The sequence below is a fragment of the Leptolyngbya sp. PL-A3 genome (assembly GCF_039962325.1).
Classification (GTDB): Bacteria; Cyanobacteriota; Cyanobacteriia; order Elainellales; family Elainellaceae; genus Vacuolonema.
On sequence record NZ_JAMPLB010000030.1, the window covers coordinates 37,361 to 56,362 of the forward strand.

Genomic DNA, 19,002 nt, shown 5'->3' on the forward strand with positions numbered 1-19,002 from the left:
AGACTGTTACCTCATTCCTGTCTTTAGGGTGCTCTGAAATAAAAGGAATTCATCATCCTATGCAACGCTCTGCCGCAGCACTTCGGCTTCAATTTGAGACCGAAATTGATTCAAACTCTGAGCCAAGTTAACCTCTAACCAGTGGTCTAACCCAATATTCTGCAAAAATATTCCTACAATTCCCCCTGGTAGATCGAAAGCAAGAGTCAGACGCAACCGGCATCCCTGATCCGTTGGAAAGAATTCTGCAACCCCCTGGTTTGAGAGTCCAGAAACTGAATTCCAAGCGATTAACTGTAGGGGAATACGTCGAGTAATGCGCGAAGTCCATTCGGTTACTAGCGGGAACCCCAAACCGCAGATCCAGTGCCACAGTTCCTTATCACCCCGGACCCGCTTCACGTTTTTTACAAGCGGCATCCAACGGGGTACATTTTCCAAGTTTTCCCAGAGGTCATAGACTTGTTGCACAGAGCAGTTTACTTCCACCTCCACACTGCGTTGAAGTATAGGATTGGAATGACTCACAAAGTCAGGCATGAACCATCCCATTGGGCATTTTAGCCCCGTCGAGTCCTGCCTTATCAATTTTGGCTCCCTCGAGATCTGCTCCAGTTAAATCTGCCTCATTTAGATATGCCCCATCTAGATCTGCATCACTGAGATCAGCCTCTCTCAGATTGGCTCCACATAAATCGGCTCCTCGTAAGTCAGCCCCACTCAAATTGGCTTTACTGAGGTCGGCTTTCCTTAAATCGGCTCCTCCTAAGTTGGCACCACTCAAATCGGCACCACTCAAATCGGCATGCGTTAAATCTGCGCCACTTAGATAAGCATCTCTCAAATCCGCATGGGTTAGACACGCTTGAATCATTTCTGCATCAGCTAAATTGGCTTGATTGAGCTTTGCCTGGTTGAGATGAGCCTCCGTCAGATCTACCCCACGTAGATCGGCTCCAATCAGATCTGCACCAACTAACTTTGCACCGATCAACTTTGCATTCATTAAACAAACTTGAACCAGACTAACGTGACTAAAATCCCGATGTCCTGTTGCATAAAGTTTTAAAATCTCTTGAGCATCCATATCCTTCTCCTAAAAATAGAGTGAGCAAATTTTGTAACAAACGGTACGAAAATTCTAAATGTTGATTACGTTGAATTGCTTCAAAGCCATAAGCTGATCTCCTGGCCTAGACCAAGAGATCAATCCTATTGATGAAATAATGGCTTAAAGGATGAGTTGTTTTTTCCGGTTCAGCTTACAAGTAGGCGAAAGCCAATTGCTTAGATTCAAAAGAACAGCACGATGTAATCTGACCAACACTACACATACCTAACTCACGAGAACAGCAGCTAAAAGCAGCATGACAACAAAGAAAAAGCTGTTGCTCCCAGAACAATATACTGCCGCTGTTGTCGTGGAGAGGGATACTCTGATGGATGCATACCAGGCTCAGTTGCAAAGTTATCGATTAACCCTTCATCATCGATCGTATAGCCAATTGCAAAAGGAATATCGATCGATTGAGCCTCATCGTGGCGGATATTATGAACTTTAACCGGGATTAGTTCAGTACTATAGCTGTAGCGATTTTGGATTGGTCGAGGATTTCCCCTTGGATCTTGCTGTAGCTCATGGGAAACCTCAGTAGTCTTCGTACTAACGATTATAGCCTATTTAAACAATCAAGTGGTTGCTAAATAATACACCCAGTACTAAAACGCACTGGCGATCACTATCAACAGGTATCTCAACCGTGAAACAAGTTTGCCCAGCTTCACTCTTGACTTGTATGACTCCTCCTAAATGCTCTGTTAGCTTTTTTACTAATGTCAATCCTAACCCAGTCCCATCGTGTTTCCAGCGATCGCCTTTAGGAATGCGATAGAACCGATTAAAGATGCGGGAGTATTCATTCAACGGAATTTCTACACCTGAATTTTTCACTCTGAATAGCAGTGTATTTAAGGCTTCAGTAGATAGTGTCTTTGAGCAAATCTCGACTATGATTTCTCCCCCAACAGGAGTAAACTTGCAGGCATTGCAAAGTAGTTCAGCCAATATTCGTTCCAGACTAGTACGCTGAGGCGGAAATCCATCACCTATGTTTTTGTGTGGGGTGCTTCGCACCCCACACAAAAACATAGTATGTAAACTTAGGACGCAGCCTACTAGTTTTTTGATTGTTAAGCCTGAACAGCATCGAGATGCAGAAGGGGTCGATTTGTTAGCTCGATTGGTAGCAGTACATCCGGACTTGAACAAAGCAGTTGAGCTAGCCGAGAAGTTTTCACAATTGCTGCGTGAACGTAAAGCAGAAGGGTTTGAGCCTTGGTTGATGAAGGCGTTCAAGAGCACACTCGCCCCCTTTCTAGCATTTCTCCATCTATCGTAGAGATGAATTGTTGGTAATTGAAAGTATAAGTATCAGCAAATTAGCTAGATCTTCCCTTGAAAAACCAATGCCTATTCTTAAGTTGGTAGTACAGTAGCCCTACATACCGTCACTATTGAGAAGGGGCAACAGGCGGATTGACACTGTTAGCAGTGTAGAACTGAGCTTTGAATTCGCTGCGATTCGGTATGGGAAGAAAGCATGTGTTGAATTCCCAATAAGCCATTGCACGATCGCCCAACTTATACCTTTAAGACTGAGGGGAAAAACATGAATCCCATCAAGCCTGTCATCATTGTCCATGGTGGCGCAAAAACGATTACAGAAGACAAAGTAGAGGCTAACCATATCGGATGCCGTGCAGCGGTTGAAGCGGGTTGGGAGGTGCTTTCTAACGGCGGTAGCGCGGCAGAAGCGGTGGAAGCGGCCATTCAAGTTCTGGAATCGGACCAAACATTTAACGCGGGCTTTGGCTCAACCCTCAATAGTGAAGGAGAGGTAGAAGTTGATGCGGCCATGATGGATGGCACAACGTTAAGCTGGGGAGCTGTTGCAGCCGTACAGGGTCTGCGCCATCCCATCTCTGCGGCTCGCAGAATTATGGAGGAAAAACCCCGGCTACTGGTCGCCCGTAGTGGAGAACGGTTTGCTCTGGAACATGGGTTAGCCATGTGTTCTAAAGACGATTTAATTGCTGAGGAACAGTACCAGGAATGGAAGGAGGAAGCTGAGGTGATCGATCGCCCCAACACCGTGGGCTGTGTAGCGCTGGATATCCATGGCAATCTTGTTGCTGCTACCTCGACAGGTGGCACGACAGGGCAGCCCCAGGGCCGGGTGGGAGATACAGCATTGGTAGGTTGCGGCCTGTATGCCGATAATCGTCTAGGAGCTTGTTCAACTACCGGAGATGGGGAATCAATTATTCCGGTTGTTTTGGCAAAGACAGCGATTGATGCCTTAGCTGGAGATCGACATCCGCAAGAGGCGGCTCAACACGCGATCGCTACGCTGAAAGATCGCGTAGAAGGAGAAGCGGGTTGTATTTTGATTGATCGCCAGGGGCGCATTGGTTGGGCCTATAACTCACAACACATGGCGGTTGCTTATAGAACCGATGAGTTATCAGAACCCGCTACGTTTATTGAAAAAGAGTAACCGTTGGCGATCGCCTAACCATTCCTCCAGATCCATTGGAAAAGAGTAACCGTTGGCGATCGCCTAACCATTCCTCCAGATCCCCAAAAACTTCAGGCCAGTCCTTGGCAGGATATGAGCAGGGTACGGGAGGGAAACTACCTTTACGTGTGGGTATTCCTACCCCCCCATTTGTGAAGGCTGTAGCGGGGTTGACTATGAATCAGAACGAAATCCAGGAACAGTATCAATTTGGCAAACGAGATTTCCATGGATTCGATTTGGCAGATGCCAGGCTGGGACGCGCAAACCTGGCTGAGGCAGATTTATCGGGCGCTAACTTAAGCCGGGTCAACCTGCATGAAACCATCTTAGCTACGCAAATTTAAGTCATGCAAACCTGCATGGTGCTGCTCTAAGCGATGCAAATTTAAGCGGGACTAATTTGAGAGGGGCTGATTTGCGGTATGCCTTCTTAAAAAGGCAAATCTAACCGGAGCAAACCTGGATGGTGCCAATTTGCAATGGGCATCCCTGATGAATGTTACCCCCTTTAAATATTGATTTAAGCCACGCTTGTGTCAGCCGAACCGTTTTACCAAAAGGCTATCCATTAGATGGTTGGCATCTATTTTGAGTATTGTTTTTCGCTTGCAAAGTAGTCCTTTCGTCACTGAACAAGGCTAGTTGGCAACCGAGGAAGAATAGACGGTGTGCATTGAAATGTGATCCCGTACAAAGATTCAGGAAATGAAATATGAACCAATTCAATACCCTATTTTCTAACTCATTATCTTCCTTCAGTTCTGAAAAACTTTTACCTAACAATACTCTGGACAGTTTTTCTGAAACCCTTGATTTTGCGTGCGCTTCACGCACGCAAAATCAAGGGTTTCAGAAAAACTGTCCGAACTAATGACCTAATAAAGCTTTACTTCGAAGGGCTGAATCGAACAATACAGATGTTGTTTGTTTTTCTCACTTTTCATTGAGGTAGGGCGATCGGCGGAGTGTGGTGTCATAGCGTGCTGTCTCGAACGCAACGAGGAATTTTATGGATTCAACGCAGATAATGCCACCGCTAGCGGTGTGGGCTGGGGTAGAATGCACGGTTAATCGTATTGGGGACGAGTATTTTGATCAACTGGAATGGAATGGACACGCGACACGGATTGATGATCTGAAGCAGTTTGCAGCCCTTGGGGTGGAAGCTATCCGCTATCCCGTTTTGTGGGAACGCATTGCCCCCAACGGGTTGGAGCAGGCTGATTGGTCGTGGACGGATCAACGTTTAGCCTTGTTGGATGATTTAGGGATTCGTCCGATCGCCGGGTTAGTGCATCATGGTAGCGGCCCTCGCGATACAAACCTGATCGATCCAAGGTTTCCAGAAAAACTGGCAGAATTTGCTGCTGCCGTTGCCCAACGGTATCCTTGGGTGAGCCATTACACCCCCGTCAATGAGCCTTTAACAACAGCACGGTTCAGTGGCTTGTATGGACACTGGTATCCCCATGCCTGTGATGACTTGATGTTCACCAAAGCCCTGCTTCACGAGTGCCGTGCTACGGTGCTGGCAATGCAAGCCATCCGGCAGATTAATCCTCGTGCGCAACTCGTCCAAACTGAGGACTTAGGCAAAACCTTCAGTACGCCTTTGCTGTCTTACCAGGCACAGCTTGAAAACGATCGCCGCTGGCTATCCCTCGATCTGCTCTGCGGTCGGGTGAATCCCTCTCATCCCCTGTGGGATTACCTGATGCAGGTAGGCGTTGAGCCAGCCGAATTGCTCTGGTTTGAGGACAATCCTTGCCCACCCGATATTATTGGTGTCAACCGTTATGTGTGTGGCGATCGCTTCATCGACGAGCGTATTGATCGCTACCCGCCCCACACTTGCGGCGGTAACGGCAACCATCAATACGCCGATGTGGAAGCCGTATGGGTCTGCGCCGATGGCATTTATGACCATGCCACGCTGTTAAAGGAAGTGTGGGAACGCTATGGGCAACCCATCGCCATTACCGAGGCTCATCTGGGCTGCACCCGTGAGGAGCAGTTACGCTGGCTCAAGGAAATCTGGCAGATGGCCCAATCCCTTCGAGATGACGGCGTAGACATGCGGGCTGTCACCGTCTGGTCGCTACTCGGCACCTATGACTGGAACAGCCTTGTCACCTGTGCCGATGGTTTCTATGAACCGGGAGTCTTCGATGTACGCTCTGGGGTGCCGCGACCTACGGCGATCGCCTCCATGGTGAAAGTCCTGGCGGAAGGACGAGAGTACACCCACCCGCTGCTGGATCTACCCGGTTGGTGGCAGCGATCGCAACGGCTCCTCTATTCCCCCGTGAACTACTCCCAGGATGCAGGCGCTTGGGTGGATTCCCCAGCGGGTACGGTTTGTCCGTCGGTGGAGATGCGGCGTATCGCTCCATCATCCGCTGCGGCTTCTACACCACCTCTGCTCATTACCGGAGCAACAGGGACGCTGGGGCAAGCCTTTGCTCGTCTTTGCGAGGTGCGCGGCATCCCCTACCATTTGCTATCGCGCCAAGAAATGGACATTACCGATGCTGGTTCTGTGGAGGCGACTTTGCAGGAGTTGAAGCCCTGGGCTATGGTGAATGCAGCGGGGTATGTGCGGGTCGATGATGCCGAGCGAGAACCCCATCTTTGCCATCGCATTAACGCTCAGGGAGCCACTATTCTGGCAAATGTCTGTGCCGAGCGCGGTATTGCCATGGTCAAGTTTTCCTCGGATCTGGTGTTTGACGGGAATCGGGCTGAACCCTATACGGAAAGCCATCAAGTTGCCCCCCTAAATGTGTATGGGCAGAGTAAGGCGATCGCCGAACAACAGGTTCTCGCCGCCCATCCCGATGCCTTAGTTGTCCGCACCAGTGCCTTCTTTAGCCCCTGGGATCAATACAACTTCTTGACGATTGCCCTTCGCACCCTGTCTGCCGGACAGCCCTTTCTTGCCGCATCCGATGCGATCGTTTCACCTACCTATGTTCCTGACCTTGTCAACACGGCTTTAGACTTGCTGATTGATGGGGAATCAGGGTTGTGGCATTTGGCAAATGCCGGGGCGATCGCCTGGGCAGATTTAGCACGGGAGGTGGCTGAGTTAGCAGGGCTGGATAGCACTCGTGTTCATGCCTGTCCTGCCAAAGAATTAAATTGGGTTGCCCCCCGTCCAAGCTATAGCGTGTTGAGCAGTGAGCGGGGTGTACTGTTGCCGACGTTGGAGAAGGCGATCGGTCGTTATCTGGATGAGCGTATTTGTGTGTAATTTGTGCAGGTATTTACATAGTCAATCTATGGATGCAGCGATCGTCCGGATAAGTCATTCCATTAGTTGGAGGAAGGCGAGCAGTTCGCTGTTTACTATATGGGTAAACTCAATCATTTCTAATAAGAACAATGGCTCTAAAACTGCCAGATTTCAGCGATATGGGTTGAATGAAAGATTTCTAATTTTTGTGGTGTGAGAGCAATCGCTTCAGAGATAAACAGTCAATCACCGGGTTAAAGTGCATTCTTAGCAAGGACAACAGTAAGTTGAGCAACCTCTATAAGGGTTGCTCAATTTACAAGTATTTTTTGCCTAAATTTGCATTTTATCGTAATCGCAGGATTGCTTATGACAAATTCCCTTTAGCAGGAACGTTGTATGTAACATTCCTACCAAAGGGGTGTCCTAGCGATCTCCTCGATTGCCATAAAATTCAGCTTTTCAGGTTAATAATAAAGACTAATCAAAATGCCCAAAACTCAGGCCATATTATTTTCATTATGGAGTCGCTGGGCTGACCTGCTCAAGCGGATTCAATCCCGATCGCTTCAATTCTTTTGTGGAATGTTTGCGATCGCGTTGAGCTTGAGTTTGGTACTCTCTGGCTGCGATATCAATTTGCTCAGTAAATACGTTGCATTGCCCCAATTTAGCCTGGGTTTAAACCGGGAACATGTTGTCCGGCTAGGTCACCAGAAGTATGGAACCCTCAGCATTATTCGGATGCATCGAGCGGTTGAAGAACGCTTGCGGCCCCTTGGCGTCACAGTGCGTTGGAACCAATTTGCCACAGGCCCCCAGTTGCTTGAAGCTCTGAATGCAGGTCGGCTCGATTTTGGCCATACCGGAGAAGCCCCTCCCATTAACGCCCAGGCCGCAGGAGTCTCACTGCTTTACGTTGCCAGCCAACCTCCCACCCCAGCCGGAGAGGCTATCCTGGTGCCGCCCAATTCCCCCATTCAGAAGGTGGCTGATCTGAAAGGCAAAAAGATTGCCTTTAACAAAGGCTCGAATGTCCATTACTTTGTTGTCAAAGCTCTGGAGAAGGCTGGCCTGGATTATGCCGATGTGGACGTTGTATTTCTGCCGCCCGCCGATGCCCGAGCCGCTTTTGAGCGCAAGAATGTGGACGCATGGGCGATCTGGGATCCCTATTTAGCTGCCGCTCAACACGCCACTGATGCTCGTATCCTCACGGACGGGCAAGGCATTGTTGCTAACCGAGAGTTCTTCTTGTCCTCGCAGCACTTTGCCCAAACCCATCCCGATCGCCTCCAGACCATTCTCGATGTGATTGCAGAGACAGCGGAATGGGCCAAAGTGCGCCCCCGAGAGGTTGCCGAACTTACCTCACCCCTCCTCGGCGTTGGTGTTGAGGTACTAGAGCACGTTGCCAAACGCACCAGCTATGGCTTGAACCCAATTACACCTGAGATTGTGGCCTATCAACAGGAATTAGCCGATACATTTCATCGTCTGAAGTTAATTCCAAAACCCATTGATGTTGATCAGGTAGTGGTGATGGAGTTGCCTTCAATACATAAAAAGACGGTTAGCCAACAGTAGAGCGATCGCCCCCTGGAGTTTTAGAGATGCAACGCAGCTATTCTAATCGAGCTATCACGCAGATCATTCCCTGGATCTTGCCGATTACTCTGCTCATTCTCTGGCAAGTTTTCGTGAAATTTGAGTGGCTTTCTACCCGTGTGTTACCTGCCCCGTCTGATGTTGTCGTTGCAGGTGTACGGCTCACGTTGACTGGAGAATTATCCCGAAACCTGATCATCAGCACCGTTCGAGCGATCGTTGGCTTTCTCATTGGAGGCAGTATTGGCTTTGCGTTGGGATTGCTCAATGGCATTGCCCGTTCTGCGGAGAAGGCGCTGGATACTTCCGTTCAGATGATCCGCAACATTCCGCATTTAGCGCTAATTCCACTCGTCATTTTGTGGTTTGGTATTGGAGAAGAAGCGAAGATCTTTCTGGTTGCATTGGGTGTCTTTTTCCCTATTTATCTCAATACATTTCATGGGGTTCGTAGCGTTGATTCGCAATTGATTGAGATGGCAAAATCCTACGGTTTACAGGGATGGTCGCTGTTCCGAAAGGTGATCTTTCCGGGGGCACTGAGTTCAATTTTAGTGGGTGTGCGCTATGCCCTCGGAATTATGTGGTTAACGTTGATTGTGGCTGAAACGATTACCCTCGATTCGGGTATTGGCTATATGGCTATGAATGCCCGCGAGTTTATGCAAACGGATGTCGTTGTCCTCAGTATTTTAATGTACGCAATCCTTGGCAAACTGGCAGATTCAGTCACTCGTATGGTCGAAAAGAAATGGTTGAAGTGGAACCCAAACTACCAATCGGTCTAACAGCAACATTGTTTTCTTTGTGCCTATAGCAGGGGCGAAGAATCAGCTTTTTAATGTCAGCCATTTAAGTCACTTCTTGCAAGGAAATAAGGTGTATCACATGGAACGGGTAAACGGTGCAGATGTGAAAGTGATGGGTTTAACGAAAACCTATGGAGAAACCCAGGTTCTTCGGAATCTTGATTTAGACATTGCCCCCGGAGAATTTGTAGCTATCGTTGGGCGCAGTGGCGGCGGCAAAAGCACTCTCCTGCGGCTGATTGCGGGTTTTGAGGCCGCGACACAAGGAGGCATTCTGATCGATGGAATGCCCCTAAAAGGTCGTAACCGAGCCACGTGCACGATGTTCCAAAACGATCGCCTTCTCCCCTGGGAACGGGTTCTAGGAAACATTGGCCTGGGACTTCAGCAGAAAAACTGGCAGCAAAAGGCACAGCAAGCCCTGGAGCAGGTAGGTTTAGCCGATCGCGCTAATGAATTTCCATCTGTTCTGTCGGGTGGACAGAAACAACGGGTTGCCCTGGCGAGGGCGCTGGTCAGAGAGCCACGCTTGCTGATGCTGGATGAACCCCTTGGGGCTCTCGATGCTCTTACCCGCATTGAGATGCAGCGGCTGATTGAAGACCTCTGGCTCGAACAGCAGTTTTCGGTTTTCCTAATTACCCATGATGTGGATGAGGCAGTGACATTGGGCGATCGCGTCCTCCTCATCGAAAACGGGCAAATTAGTCTGGATATGCCCATTCCCCTACCACGCCCGCGGCAACGAAAATCCCAGGCTTTTGTGAACCTGAGTGAGGACATTTTGGAACGAGTCATGCGAACGCCAGCGAGTTTGGCAAATACCATACCAGATGGACTACCAGAAATGGCTCATGCCCATTAGCTTCCGCTATGGAAGTTGTGTTTTTAAGTGTGCCCTGGTTTAGCTTCTCGTTTCAACGTTTCTTTTCCCTGTAATATCATGTCGTGTTAAATGCACACAACAAAAAGCAAGGTGACGCAAAGCGTCACCTTGCTTTTTGTTGTGTGCATTTAACCTTACTTGTTATAACGCATTCCCTAAAATCCTATTTAACCTCAGTTCGGGATAAGCTGAAGTGCTCATTTTGGCGTGCGCAAAGCGCACGCCAAAATGAGCGTTTTCGAGTGCCACGCGTTGCGCGGCACTCGAAAACGCCCTTAACCCGAACTGAGGTTACCAACTTCGCTCGTCCATCGATCGGCACCACAATTACCTTAGGCACCATTCCCCTCCCTCCCATCCATGATGCCAACCCACCCATTCTCCCAAGTTTCGCGAATTCCAGATAGAGATAACAATAAATGTCTATGAGGTAAGCTACTGTACCGTTATCTCTATCTAAAATTTGCTTTCTGGAGGTAGAGAGCATTTCACCTGTTGCACAAGGAGCAACCTAACGATAAAGGTTGCCCCCTGCCCTTCTCCTGAGCTTTCTACCCGAATCAAGCCATTGTGCAGTTCGACAATGTGACGGGCGATCGCTAATCCCAAACCTAATCCCTTGGCTGAGTGTGCCCTTTCAGCTTGGCTGAAGCGATCGAAGACATAGGGTAGAAAATCAGTCACAATCCCAATCCCTGTATCCGTAACTCGAATTTCAGCATAGGAAGTATCCGAAGCACGATCGTCATGAATCACGGATAGTTCAAGGGTGACACTGCCAGATTCGGGAGTGAATTTAATGGCATTGGTCAGGAGATTGCAGATGACTTGCCCAAGGCGATCGCCATCTCCCATCACGACAAGGGGTTCTGCGGCATTTTCCTGCCACGTTAGGTTAATTCCTTTGTTTGCTGCGGTTTGAGTCACCGTTGCGATCGCGGCTTCAATCACAGGTTGCAGTTCAATCGGTTGAAGATTCAGCCGGAATTTACCTGCAGTGATGCGGGACAGGTCAAGGAGATCTTGTACCAGTTTGCTTTGTAGGGTTGCATTACGTTCGATTGTGTCTAGGGCTTTGTTTAGCATCACTGGACTGGGCGGATTACTCCGCAACATGCGCGTCCAGCCAAGAATAGACACTAGGGGTGTGTTCAGTTCATGGGAAACAACAGAGATGAACTCATCTTTTTGACGATTTATCGTTCGTTCCTGCCGAAGGGCTTCTCCACGGAGTTGCGCCATCTGAAGATGAGCCGTGACACGAGAAATCAGTTCTTGGGCTGAGAAGGGCTTGATCAAATAATCATCTGCGCCGGCTTCCAGTCCTTCGGCGATCGCTTCTTCTCCAGCACGAGCAGAAAGTAGGATGATCGGTACTTCCCTGGTACGCAAGTCGGCTCGCAATGCCTCAAGCAATTCAAATCCATTTAGCCCTGGTATCATGACATCGCTTAGGATGAGATCGGGCACTTGTTCTTGGGCCACAGTCAGAGCCGTTGCTCCATCTGCAGCCGCTTTGACTTGAAAGTGCTCACTCAAGATACGAGTCAGATACTCTCGCATGTCGGCATTATCATCCACTAAGAGTACATGAGCAGAAGCAACTGTCGGGCATGAGGAGAAATTGGCAGTTTGAACAGTCTGCTCTTCCGTATTCTCAATGGTCTGTTCCCAATTTTTCTGTGCTGGAAGCCATCGCTCGGCTTCTTCCATATAAGAGGTGGCTCTCACTGCAGTGGATGCCAAAGTTCGAGTGGGTTGGCGATCGCCTTCAAGTTGAAGTCGATCGCTGGGCAGATGTTCTGTCCCAAACGGCAGGGCGATCGCAAAACAAGTTCCCTCTCCTACTGTGCTGCTGACCTCGATCGTGCCACCCTGTAGTCGCACCAGTTCATGCACCAGGGTAAGACCGATGCCTGATCCTTCATGGGTTCGTGCCTGGGTTCCTCGGATTTGGTAGAACCGCTCAAACAGATGAGGCAAGTGTTCTGGGGCAATTCCGGTTCCTGTGTCTTTAATTTGGAGGAGGGCTTGATTGCCATCGGTCGCATGCAAGCTGACTCGGATTTCGCCTGTAAAGGTGAATTTAAAGGCATTAGAGAGCAAATTTAGAACAATCTTTTCCCACATCTCCCGATCGATGTAAACAGGTTCGGGTAAGGGGGGGCAATCGACAATCAACTGTAAACCTGCGCGTTCGATCGCTGACCGAAACACACTGGCGAGTTCAGTTGTAAACAGAGCTAAATCCGTTGGTTCGTACGCTGCTGCCATGCGTCCGGCTTCAATGCGGGAGAAGTCGAGCAGGGTATTGACCAGTTTCAATAAGCGGAGGCTATTGCGGTGAATGAGTTCTAACCGTTCTCGGTGAATGGGGTCGAGGGGATGGTTGCGATCTGCGTTAGCAGATTTCTCTTCGAGATCGCTCAACACGTCTTGTAACGGAGCCAGTGATAGCGTTAACGGGGTGCGGAATTCGTGGCTGATGTTAGTGAAGAAGAGGGTTTTGGCGCGATCGAGTTCTGCCAAGGATTCGGCGCGTTGGCGTTCTTGTTCAAGGGCAGATTGTTCTCGAATCCGTTGAACTTCCAATTCGCGTAGGGCGGCTTCGGCGCGGGCACGTTCGACCGCCGCCCAAGTTCTTTCCGCCGTTTCTTCCAAGATTGAAACGTCATACTGCGTCCAGTTGCGAGCTTTGCTGTAATGGGCCACAACATTGACAACCCACTGTCCTTGTTTAATCAGTGGCACCACAACGAATGCCTGCACATTAATGCCCCGGCAGATCGCTCTTTCCTCTTCGTTAAACTGCTCCTCATTTTCTACGTCGTAAATGACAGACGTTTTACCCAGGCGTAAATTTTTTACGGATTCAGCGAAAAGGCGTATTGGGTAACTGCCGGTATAAGAGGGAAATCCCTCCCGCACATAATTGACATAGACGGTGTATGTTGTGACATCCGGATCGATTTCGCTGTATAGGACACGGTCAAGATCCAAGTATTCACCGACGATATTTAGAGCTTGCCACTGGATCTTAATTGGGTCTGAAAGTGGACGTAAAGCATCACTTAACCTGAGTAAGTAAGCCTGTCTTTCTTCGCTTTCCTGCAAGGCTGCTTCTGCTTTCTTGCGATCGGTGATGTCGGTAAATAGGACGGCCACGCGGCGGCTACCGTCTCCACCCAGACGGAAAACATACAGGTCGAAAACGCGACCCAGGGTGGCTTCGCCTTCTTCAACCCGGATCGGTTCACCCGTTTCGGCAACACGCCCATAAATTTTTGCCCAATTTAAATTGGGTGTCCCTAGAAGTTCCGTGGCTTTACGTCCGACCGGATACTCCATGCCGGTCTGCTTCACGAAAGCGGGATTAACTTCCAAAAACAGGAAATCGTTCCACTCGCCGTTGTCATCTGCCAGGACTTCGACAACCGCATAGGCTTCGTCCATTGAGTTGAACAGCGATCGATATTTTTCTTCCGATTGGCGCAACGCGGCTTCGGCGTAGATGCGATCGCTGATGTCATAGGAAACCGCAAGCACCGCGTAGACTTCACCCTCCGGCGAATAAAGCGGTGTTCCCCGTGAAATGTAGGTGCGGTCGTGAGCCTGGTGCTCATGTTCAAACGGCTCACCCGCGAAGGCTTGACGGTATAGCGGCTCATACTTTGCGGCCAGGTCGGACGGCAGCACCTCAAAAATGGTTCGCCCCACAAAGTCTTCGGGTTTGAATCCGGCGATCGCCAGGGCTTCTCCTTCTGCCAGCAAATAACGGAGATCGCGATCGAGCACAAACGTTGCCCCACCGGGAAGATTGGAGATTAAAGCCCGTAATTGCGCTTCTGCATGTCTGTGTTCTTCAACTTTTGCCTCTAAAGCTGCATTGACCGCCAGCAATTCACGCGTTTGTCGCTGATTTAAGAGCAGGGCGGTGGCGGTAAAGTCTGCCAGGCTGGTCATGATTCGCACATCTTCTGCATCAAAGTGCCGCTGCTCATCGTGCGACATAATCCAGATCGTGCCAAGGGCGTGATGATCAGCCATCAGAGGCAACACCAGGCCTTCGACGATTAGAGTATTGGCTGCCTGAAAGTAGGTGAAATAAGATCCAGGGTGAGAAAAAAGGACGGGAGTGCCCTGATCGAGGCAAACCCCGCAGGGGCTAAAGTGGTGGGGGGTCGTGCTACCGGCATGATGGGCTAGGGTTCCAGCCAACACATTCCAGCGAAAGCATTTTTCTCCGTCCGCTGTGGTTTCCAGTAAGCTAACGCCTGCTGTGCCTGCCTGACACAGTTCCAGCGCCGTGTCTGCCAGGGTTTGCATCAGGCTTTGGGAATCTCGCGCCATCTGCTGAGCCAGCGATCGCATTGCCTGATTCTCTGCTTGCAAGTTAGGCGAACGGGGCGGGCGTTGGGCTAGCTCCTCCGTAATCAGGATGTCCTTTAAAGTGACGGTTTCAGATTTAGGTCGTTGCATAACTTGATCGCTCACGCAATCTAACGTTAGGGGCTGTATCCAGGTTTAATAGCGTTATCTAGGCACAGTTAATTGCTGCCATTGGCTAACTTTTTGGGAAGCATTAAGAATTTCTACACCGATCACGTTGCCAGTAATCGTCCACCCATCTTTTTGCAGTGCCAGCTTCACCGTATCGTGAAAAATATCCCTCGCTATATTGTCTTATTGAGCTAAAGGTAGCCAAACGGTAAACGTTGCGCCTTGTCCTTCTCCGGCACTGTCTACCTCGATCGTACCGTGATGTAATTCAACCAGGTGACGGGCGATCGCCAGCCCAATGCCTACTCCTCCTGGTGTCTGACGGCTGGGGACTTCTGCCTGGGTGAAGCGATCGAAAACATAGGGAAGAAAATCAGGATGAATGCCGATTCCGGTGTCGCTGACCATAATTTGCACCCCAGATTTGCGGCGTTCTAACTGGATGATGACCTGTCCACCTTCTGGTGTGAATTTAATGGCATTCTCCAGCAGGTTAGTGATGACTTGTTTGAGGCGATCGCCATCAGCAAAAATATCTCCCCGCAACTTCTTCGATATTTTTTCGACGAGTTGAATGCGCTTTGCCTGGGCGACTTCGCGGAATGTTGTCGTCACATTTTGTGTCAGAGAAGCCAGGTCAACGACTTGAGACTTCAAGCGCAGCTTTCCAGAAAGAATGCTGGCAACATCTAGCAAGCCCTTGATCAGTTTTGCTTCGATGGTGGCGTTGCGCTCGATCGTGGCAAGTGCTCGTGCCGTTGTCTCTGGATCAAGAGGTTTGGTTTGGAGAAATCGTGCCCATCCCAGAATCGTTGCCAGGGGCGATTGCAGTTCATGGGTGACGGTCATGAGAAACTCATTCTTGAAACGGTTGGCGGCTAGCTCCTGGCGGAGCCGGGTCATTTGGAGTTGGGTTTCGACTCGTGCCATTAACTCACGGGCTGAGAAGGGTTTGATCAAGTAATCATCGGCTCCGGCTTCCAGTCCTTCGACGGTGGCTTCTTCCCCTGCTCGTGCTGACAGCAAAATAATTGGAATACTTTTTGTGATGGGGTCAGCCCGGAGTGCCTTCAGCAGTTGAAAACCATCGACCTCCGGCATCATTACATCCGTCAGTACCAGATCGGGGAGTTGTTGTTGGATTAGGTTGAGGGCGATCGCACCATTAGCAGCGGTTTCTACCTGCCAGCGTTGGCTGAGTAACCGTTTCACGTAGTCGCGCATATCCGCGTTGTCATCCATCAATAGAACTCGGTTCGATGGCGAGGAGGCCGTGTGAGAGTAGGAGGGAGAGAAACTCTGGCTCCGTTCTGCTGGGTCTGCGGAAGGTTTGATGATTTCATCCGTTTCGGGAAGCCACCACAATGCTTCCTCAACATAGGGAGAGGCTCCCATTGAGGTGACAGGCGCGCTAGGGCTTGCCCCAACCCGGTCAGGGGGAAGATGGGCGTATCTGGTGGGAATGGCAACCTTAAAGCAAGTGCCCTGCCCTTCTATACTGCTCACCTGAACCGTGCCACCCTGCAATTTGACCCATTCTTGCACCAGCGACAAGCCAATCCCTGATCCTTCAATCGTGCGACCTTGGGAACCTTTGACCTGGTAGAACCGCTCAAACAAACGCGGAATTTCGCTGGCTGGAATGCCAATGCCCGTGTCTTCTACGCTAAGTTCAACCTGCTCACCTGCGAGATGCAGCCGAACGGCAATCTCACCCGTGAACGTAAACTTAAACGCATTGGAGAGTAGGTTCAGCACAATCTTTTCCCACATCTCCCGATCGACGTAAACAGGCTCAGGCAGAGGAGGGCAATCCACCACCAGGCGCAAATTTGCCCGCTCGATCGCCGAGCGAAACACGCTAGCCAGTTCAGCCGTAAAAGTGGCTAAATCGGTTGGTTGATAACTGGAAGAGATGCGGTGCGAAGCAGTTCCCCCTTCGGGGTAAGCGCTCTCCATGCGCGAGAAGTCTAAAAGCATATTGACCAGCTTTAGCAGCCGTAACCCGTTCCGATGCACGACCTGGAGCGGTTCTTTCAGATCAGCCCGTTCGGCCAACGTCGCCAACGCATCTTCCAACGGTGCCAACATCAGCGTCAGCGGCGTCCGAAATCCGTGGGATACATTGCTGAAAAAAGTGGTTTTGGCGCGATCGAGTTCTGCCAAAGCCTCAGCCCGTTTATGATCCTCCTCATAGCTGCGAGCGATGGCGATCGCACTTTCCACCTGCTGAGCCACCAGCCCCAGAAATGCGCGATAGTCGGCATTGAATTCAAGCCGGGGGCTGATCCCTGCCACCAGCAAACCCTCCACCGCTTCTTTGTTGCTGGATAGAATCGGGAGAATGAAGGCAGAACGGGGGCTTTCTCCCCAGGGTTCGACGGGGAATGCTCCGAAGCGATCGACCACATCGGTTATCAGCAAGGATTCACGGCTCTGGAAAACCTCCATCAGCGACCAGGAATCCGATTGTTCAGTCAGATTAATTTCTTCTGGCGCAATGGCACTGTCTGCGCTCAACCCACTAAAAGCGACCCGTTCTGCCAGGTTGCCATTGACCTGATAGAACAGGGCAAAGGGAATATCGTAAGGATTGAGCGCAGCGGCAGCAGTGAGGTAGGCGGACGATCGCGTTTTTGCTCCACTGACCGCCACCGCTAGCTCTCGCAGCATGGTCAAGCGACGTTGACCAATCACTTGCTGAGTCGTCTCAGTCGAGGTACAAAGCATCCCACTCACCTGGCCCGTCTCATCCCGAACGGGGCTATAGCAGAGCGTGAAGTAGGTCTCTTCCAGGTAGCCAAAGCGCATGGGGTGAAAAAGCTGATCTACCGCAAAGAAGACTTCGCCCGTAGTCCTGACACTTTCAAACATCGGCTTAACCTGGTCATGCCAGATTTCTGCCCAGGTCTCTCTCGCGGGTTGCCCCAATGCCTTGGGGTGGTTTGCGCCATAGATGGGAATCACGGCATCGTTGTAAAGCTGGATGTAGTCTTCTCCCCAGAAAATGCTTTGGGCAAAGCGAGACGGAAGCATGGTGCTAACCAGGGTTCGCAGGCTTGGCGACCAGGTTTCGACAGCACCTAATGGGGTAGTTGACCAGTCGTAGGAGCGCATGAACGCTGCCATCTCGCTATCACCCCAAAAAGTTGTCTCCGAAGGATTTGGGGTTTCTGGGATCGTCATCCCTGGCTCTCCTCTTGCTATTTCTAAGGTTAGTCCAACGCGTCATGCCCCAGACTAGAAGCCTCTCTAGCCAATTGAGCCACTAGCTCGACCCACTCACTCGGTTGAGCCAGTTTGTGGAGATGAGCCTCAAAGCCAGCCTTAATCACCTTTTCCCGATCTTCTTCTAGATAGGCCGTCATCGCAGCCGCAGGAATGTGTCTTCCCATCTGTCCTTCTAACGCTCGGATCTGCCGAATTAGGCTGTAGCCATCCCTCTCGGGCATCCGAATGTCGCTCAGCAACACATCGGGGCGGAACTGCTCTAACGCCTCCAAGGCGGCAGCGACACTCGAAACCGTTTTCACCCCAATACCGTGTGCCTCAAAGACCGCGGTCACAAACTCACGGATATCTGCCTCATCTTCTACCACAAGTACCCGCAACCCATCAAGGGATTGAGGCAATGGCAGTGCAGGAGGTGAGGGTTGAGGCGTGAGGGTTGCAGGTTGCATCAACGCTCCAGGCTCTAATGGAGCATTCTCTGGCTGGGAGCGGCTCAAGTCGTACACCGCAATCCGGATCTCGATTTGTCTGTCAGAATGAGGCACATCCGGCTTTGTAGAGGCATCAAGGGTCGCAATATGCCATTCACTGGCGAAGGGTTGTCTCCCTCGCGGGCACACGGTCATGTGCCAAATTTGGCGATCGCTCTCATAAGGAAGCTGGCTTAAATGGTTGCGAAAGGCTGAACGATCGCCCTCTGCCACATACAGCATCAACGGTTTCCCGGCGAGATAGGGCTGGGGCACGTTTAAGAGGTGGGCGATCGCTCCATTCGCTTCTAAAATCACCCCTTTGGCATCGGAAACAAGGTAGGCGATCGGCGCAGACTGAAATAGATCGCGGTAATGGTTATACGCTGTGGCGATCCGCTGATTTTGTTGGGAGAGATCTTCCTGAGTAATTTCGGCTATTTCTAAGCAGGTTTGCATCTGCTCATAGCTCACTTGCAGATCTTCAAGGACGGCTTCGATTTCATCCCAACCTGCAATATTTTTCGGTTGCAGAGTCATCAGCCATTGACGAATCATCTGAAAATGCTGCTCAGTCTGGTCATTGCTCATCGAGCTTGCCTTTGATAGTGCCATCTGCTAGGGATCTATCCGACATTCTCGTTAAGAGTTTTGCCTCTGAGCGATCGTTAAATCTCAGCAA

General features: G+C 50.3%; 15 protein-coding genes and 1 pseudogene. 9 read left to right on the plus strand and 7 right to left on the minus strand.

Annotation, left to right across the window (positions count from 1 at the left end; all coding sequences use genetic code 11):
• Positions 1 to 57: 57 nt before the first annotated feature.
• The 4 genes from NDI52_RS20770 to NDI52_RS20785 form a co-directional block, all read right to left on the minus strand.
• Positions 58 to 540: an SRPBCC family protein gene (locus NDI52_RS20770; RefSeq protein ID WP_190770750.1), complete on the minus strand. Its 483-nt coding sequence runs from the start codon at positions 538 to 540 to the stop codon at positions 58 to 60.
• Positions 533 to 1,087: a pentapeptide repeat-containing protein gene (locus tag NDI52_RS20775; RefSeq protein ID WP_190770751.1), complete on the minus strand. Its 555-nt coding sequence runs from the start codon at positions 1,085 to 1,087 to the stop codon at positions 533 to 535. The genes NDI52_RS20770 and NDI52_RS20775 overlap by 8 nt, the downstream gene beginning before the upstream one ends.
• 269 nt (positions 1,088 to 1,356) lie before the next feature.
• A complete protein-coding gene (locus NDI52_RS20780; protein WP_242035921.1) occupies positions 1,357 to 1,449 on the minus strand; it encodes a hypothetical protein in 93 nt (30 codons plus the stop codon).
• 232 nt (positions 1,450 to 1,681) lie between these two features.
• Complete coding sequence (locus NDI52_RS20785; protein WP_242035920.1) at positions 1,682 to 2,149, minus strand: ATP-binding protein; 468 nt, start codon at positions 2,147 to 2,149, stop codon at positions 1,682 to 1,684.
• Between the two features lie 34 nt (positions 2,150 to 2,183).
• Here NDI52_RS20785 and NDI52_RS20790 point away from each other — a divergent pair, with 34 nt between their 5' ends.
• The 9 genes and pseudogenes from NDI52_RS20790 (at position 2,184) to NDI52_RS20830 (ending at position 10,098) form a co-directional block, all read left to right on the plus strand.
• The gene (locus NDI52_RS20790; protein WP_190770255.1) at positions 2,184 to 2,399 is read left to right on the plus strand and encodes a hypothetical protein; all 216 of its coding nucleotides are present in this window, start codon (positions 2,184 to 2,186) and stop codon (positions 2,397 to 2,399) included.
• Between the two features lie 279 nt (positions 2,400 to 2,678).
• Entirely contained in the window at positions 2,679 to 3,557 is an 879-nt protein-coding gene (locus NDI52_RS20795; RefSeq protein WP_190770271.1) for an isoaspartyl peptidase/L-asparaginase, read from the plus strand.
• 197 nt (positions 3,558 to 3,754) lie between these two features.
• Positions 3,755 to 3,925, plus strand: coding sequence for a pentapeptide repeat-containing protein (locus tag NDI52_RS20800; protein WP_199307988.1), 171 nt, complete (start codon positions 3,755 to 3,757; stop codon positions 3,923 to 3,925).
• 2 nt (positions 3,926 to 3,927) lie between these two features.
• Positions 3,928 to 4,029: pseudogene (locus NDI52_RS20805) on the plus strand (pentapeptide repeat-containing protein); the annotation flags it as partial.
• Between the two features lie 11 nt (positions 4,030 to 4,040).
• Positions 4,041 to 4,100 (plus strand): hypothetical protein, encoded by a 60-nt coding sequence (locus NDI52_RS20810; protein WP_347280070.1) that lies wholly within the window; start codon positions 4,041 to 4,043, stop codon positions 4,098 to 4,100.
• Between the two features lie 490 nt (positions 4,101 to 4,590).
• On the plus strand, positions 4,591 to 6,834 hold the full coding sequence (locus tag NDI52_RS20815; protein WP_190789476.1) for a family 1 glycosylhydrolase: 2,244 nt from the start codon (positions 4,591 to 4,593) through the stop codon (positions 6,832 to 6,834).
• Positions 6,835 to 7,305: 471 nt separating this feature from the next.
• Positions 7,306 to 8,403, plus strand: coding sequence for a sulfonate ABC transporter substrate-binding protein (locus NDI52_RS20820; protein WP_199307987.1), 1,098 nt, complete (start codon positions 7,306 to 7,308; stop codon positions 8,401 to 8,403).
• A gap of 26 nt (positions 8,404 to 8,429) precedes the next feature.
• Positions 8,430 to 9,212 (plus strand): aliphatic sulfonate ABC transporter permease SsuC, encoded by a 783-nt coding sequence (gene ssuC, locus NDI52_RS20825; protein WP_190770257.1) that lies wholly within the window; start codon positions 8,430 to 8,432, stop codon positions 9,210 to 9,212.
• Between the two features lie 100 nt (positions 9,213 to 9,312).
• The gene (locus NDI52_RS20830; protein WP_190770258.1) at positions 9,313 to 10,098 is read left to right on the plus strand and encodes an ATP-binding cassette domain-containing protein; all 786 of its coding nucleotides are present in this window, start codon (positions 9,313 to 9,315) and stop codon (positions 10,096 to 10,098) included.
• Between the two features lie 477 nt (positions 10,099 to 10,575).
• On the opposite strand, the gene NDI52_RS20835 is transcribed toward NDI52_RS20830, so the two are convergent.
• The 3 genes from NDI52_RS20835 to NDI52_RS20845 form a co-directional block, all read right to left on the minus strand.
• A complete protein-coding gene (locus NDI52_RS20835; RefSeq protein WP_190770259.1) occupies positions 10,576 to 14,598 on the minus strand; it encodes an ATP-binding protein in 4,023 nt (1,340 codons plus the stop codon).
• Positions 14,599 to 14,802: 204 nt separating this feature from the next.
• The gene (locus tag NDI52_RS20840; protein WP_190770261.1) at positions 14,803 to 17,805 is read right to left on the minus strand and encodes an ATP-binding protein; all 3,003 of its coding nucleotides are present in this window, start codon (positions 17,803 to 17,805) and stop codon (positions 14,803 to 14,805) included.
• 29 nt (positions 17,806 to 17,834) lie between these two features.
• A complete protein-coding gene (locus tag NDI52_RS20845; protein WP_242035919.1) occupies positions 17,835 to 18,935 on the minus strand; it encodes a response regulator in 1,101 nt (366 codons plus the stop codon).
• Between the last annotated feature and the right edge of the window lie 67 nt (positions 18,936 to 19,002).

Excerpts from the sequence above, each read along its gene's own strand:
- NDI52_RS20770 (WP_190770750.1), bottom strand. The coding sequence starts at position 540 with ATGCCTGACTTTGTGAGTCATTCCAATCCTATACTTCAACGCAGTGTG.
- NDI52_RS20775 (WP_190770751.1), bottom strand. The coding sequence starts at position 1,087 with ATGGATGCTCAAGAGATTTTAAAACTTTATGCAACAGGACATCGGGAT.
- NDI52_RS20780 (WP_242035921.1), bottom strand. The coding sequence starts at position 1,449 with ATGCATCCATCAGAGTATCCCTCTCCACGACAACAGCGGCAGTATATT.
- NDI52_RS20785 (WP_242035920.1), bottom strand. The coding sequence starts at position 2,149 with ATGTTTTTGTGTGGGGTGCGAAGCACCCCACACAAAAACATAGGTGAT.
- NDI52_RS20800 (WP_199307988.1), top strand. The coding sequence starts at position 3,755 with ATGAATCAGAACGAAATCCAGGAACAGTATCAATTTGGCAAACGAGAT.
- NDI52_RS20815 (WP_190789476.1), top strand. The coding sequence starts at position 4,591 with ATGGATTCAACGCAGATAATGCCACCGCTAGCGGTGTGGGCTGGGGTA.
- NDI52_RS20820 (WP_199307987.1), top strand. The coding sequence starts at position 7,306 with ATGCCCAAAACTCAGGCCATATTATTTTCATTATGGAGTCGCTGGGCT.
- ssuC (WP_190770257.1), top strand. The coding sequence starts at position 8,430 with ATGCAACGCAGCTATTCTAATCGAGCTATCACGCAGATCATTCCCTGG.
- NDI52_RS20830 (WP_190770258.1), top strand. The coding sequence starts at position 9,313 with ATGGAACGGGTAAACGGTGCAGATGTGAAAGTGATGGGTTTAACGAAA.
- NDI52_RS20835 (WP_190770259.1), bottom strand. The coding sequence starts at position 14,598 with ATGCAACGACCTAAATCTGAAACCGTCACTTTAAAGGACATCCTGATT.
- NDI52_RS20840 (WP_190770261.1), bottom strand. The coding sequence starts at position 17,805 with ATGACGATCCCAGAAACCCCAAATCCTTCGGAGACAACTTTTTGGGGT.
- NDI52_RS20845 (WP_242035919.1), bottom strand. The coding sequence starts at position 18,935 with ATGGCACTATCAAAGGCAAGCTCGATGAGCAATGACCAGACTGAGCAG.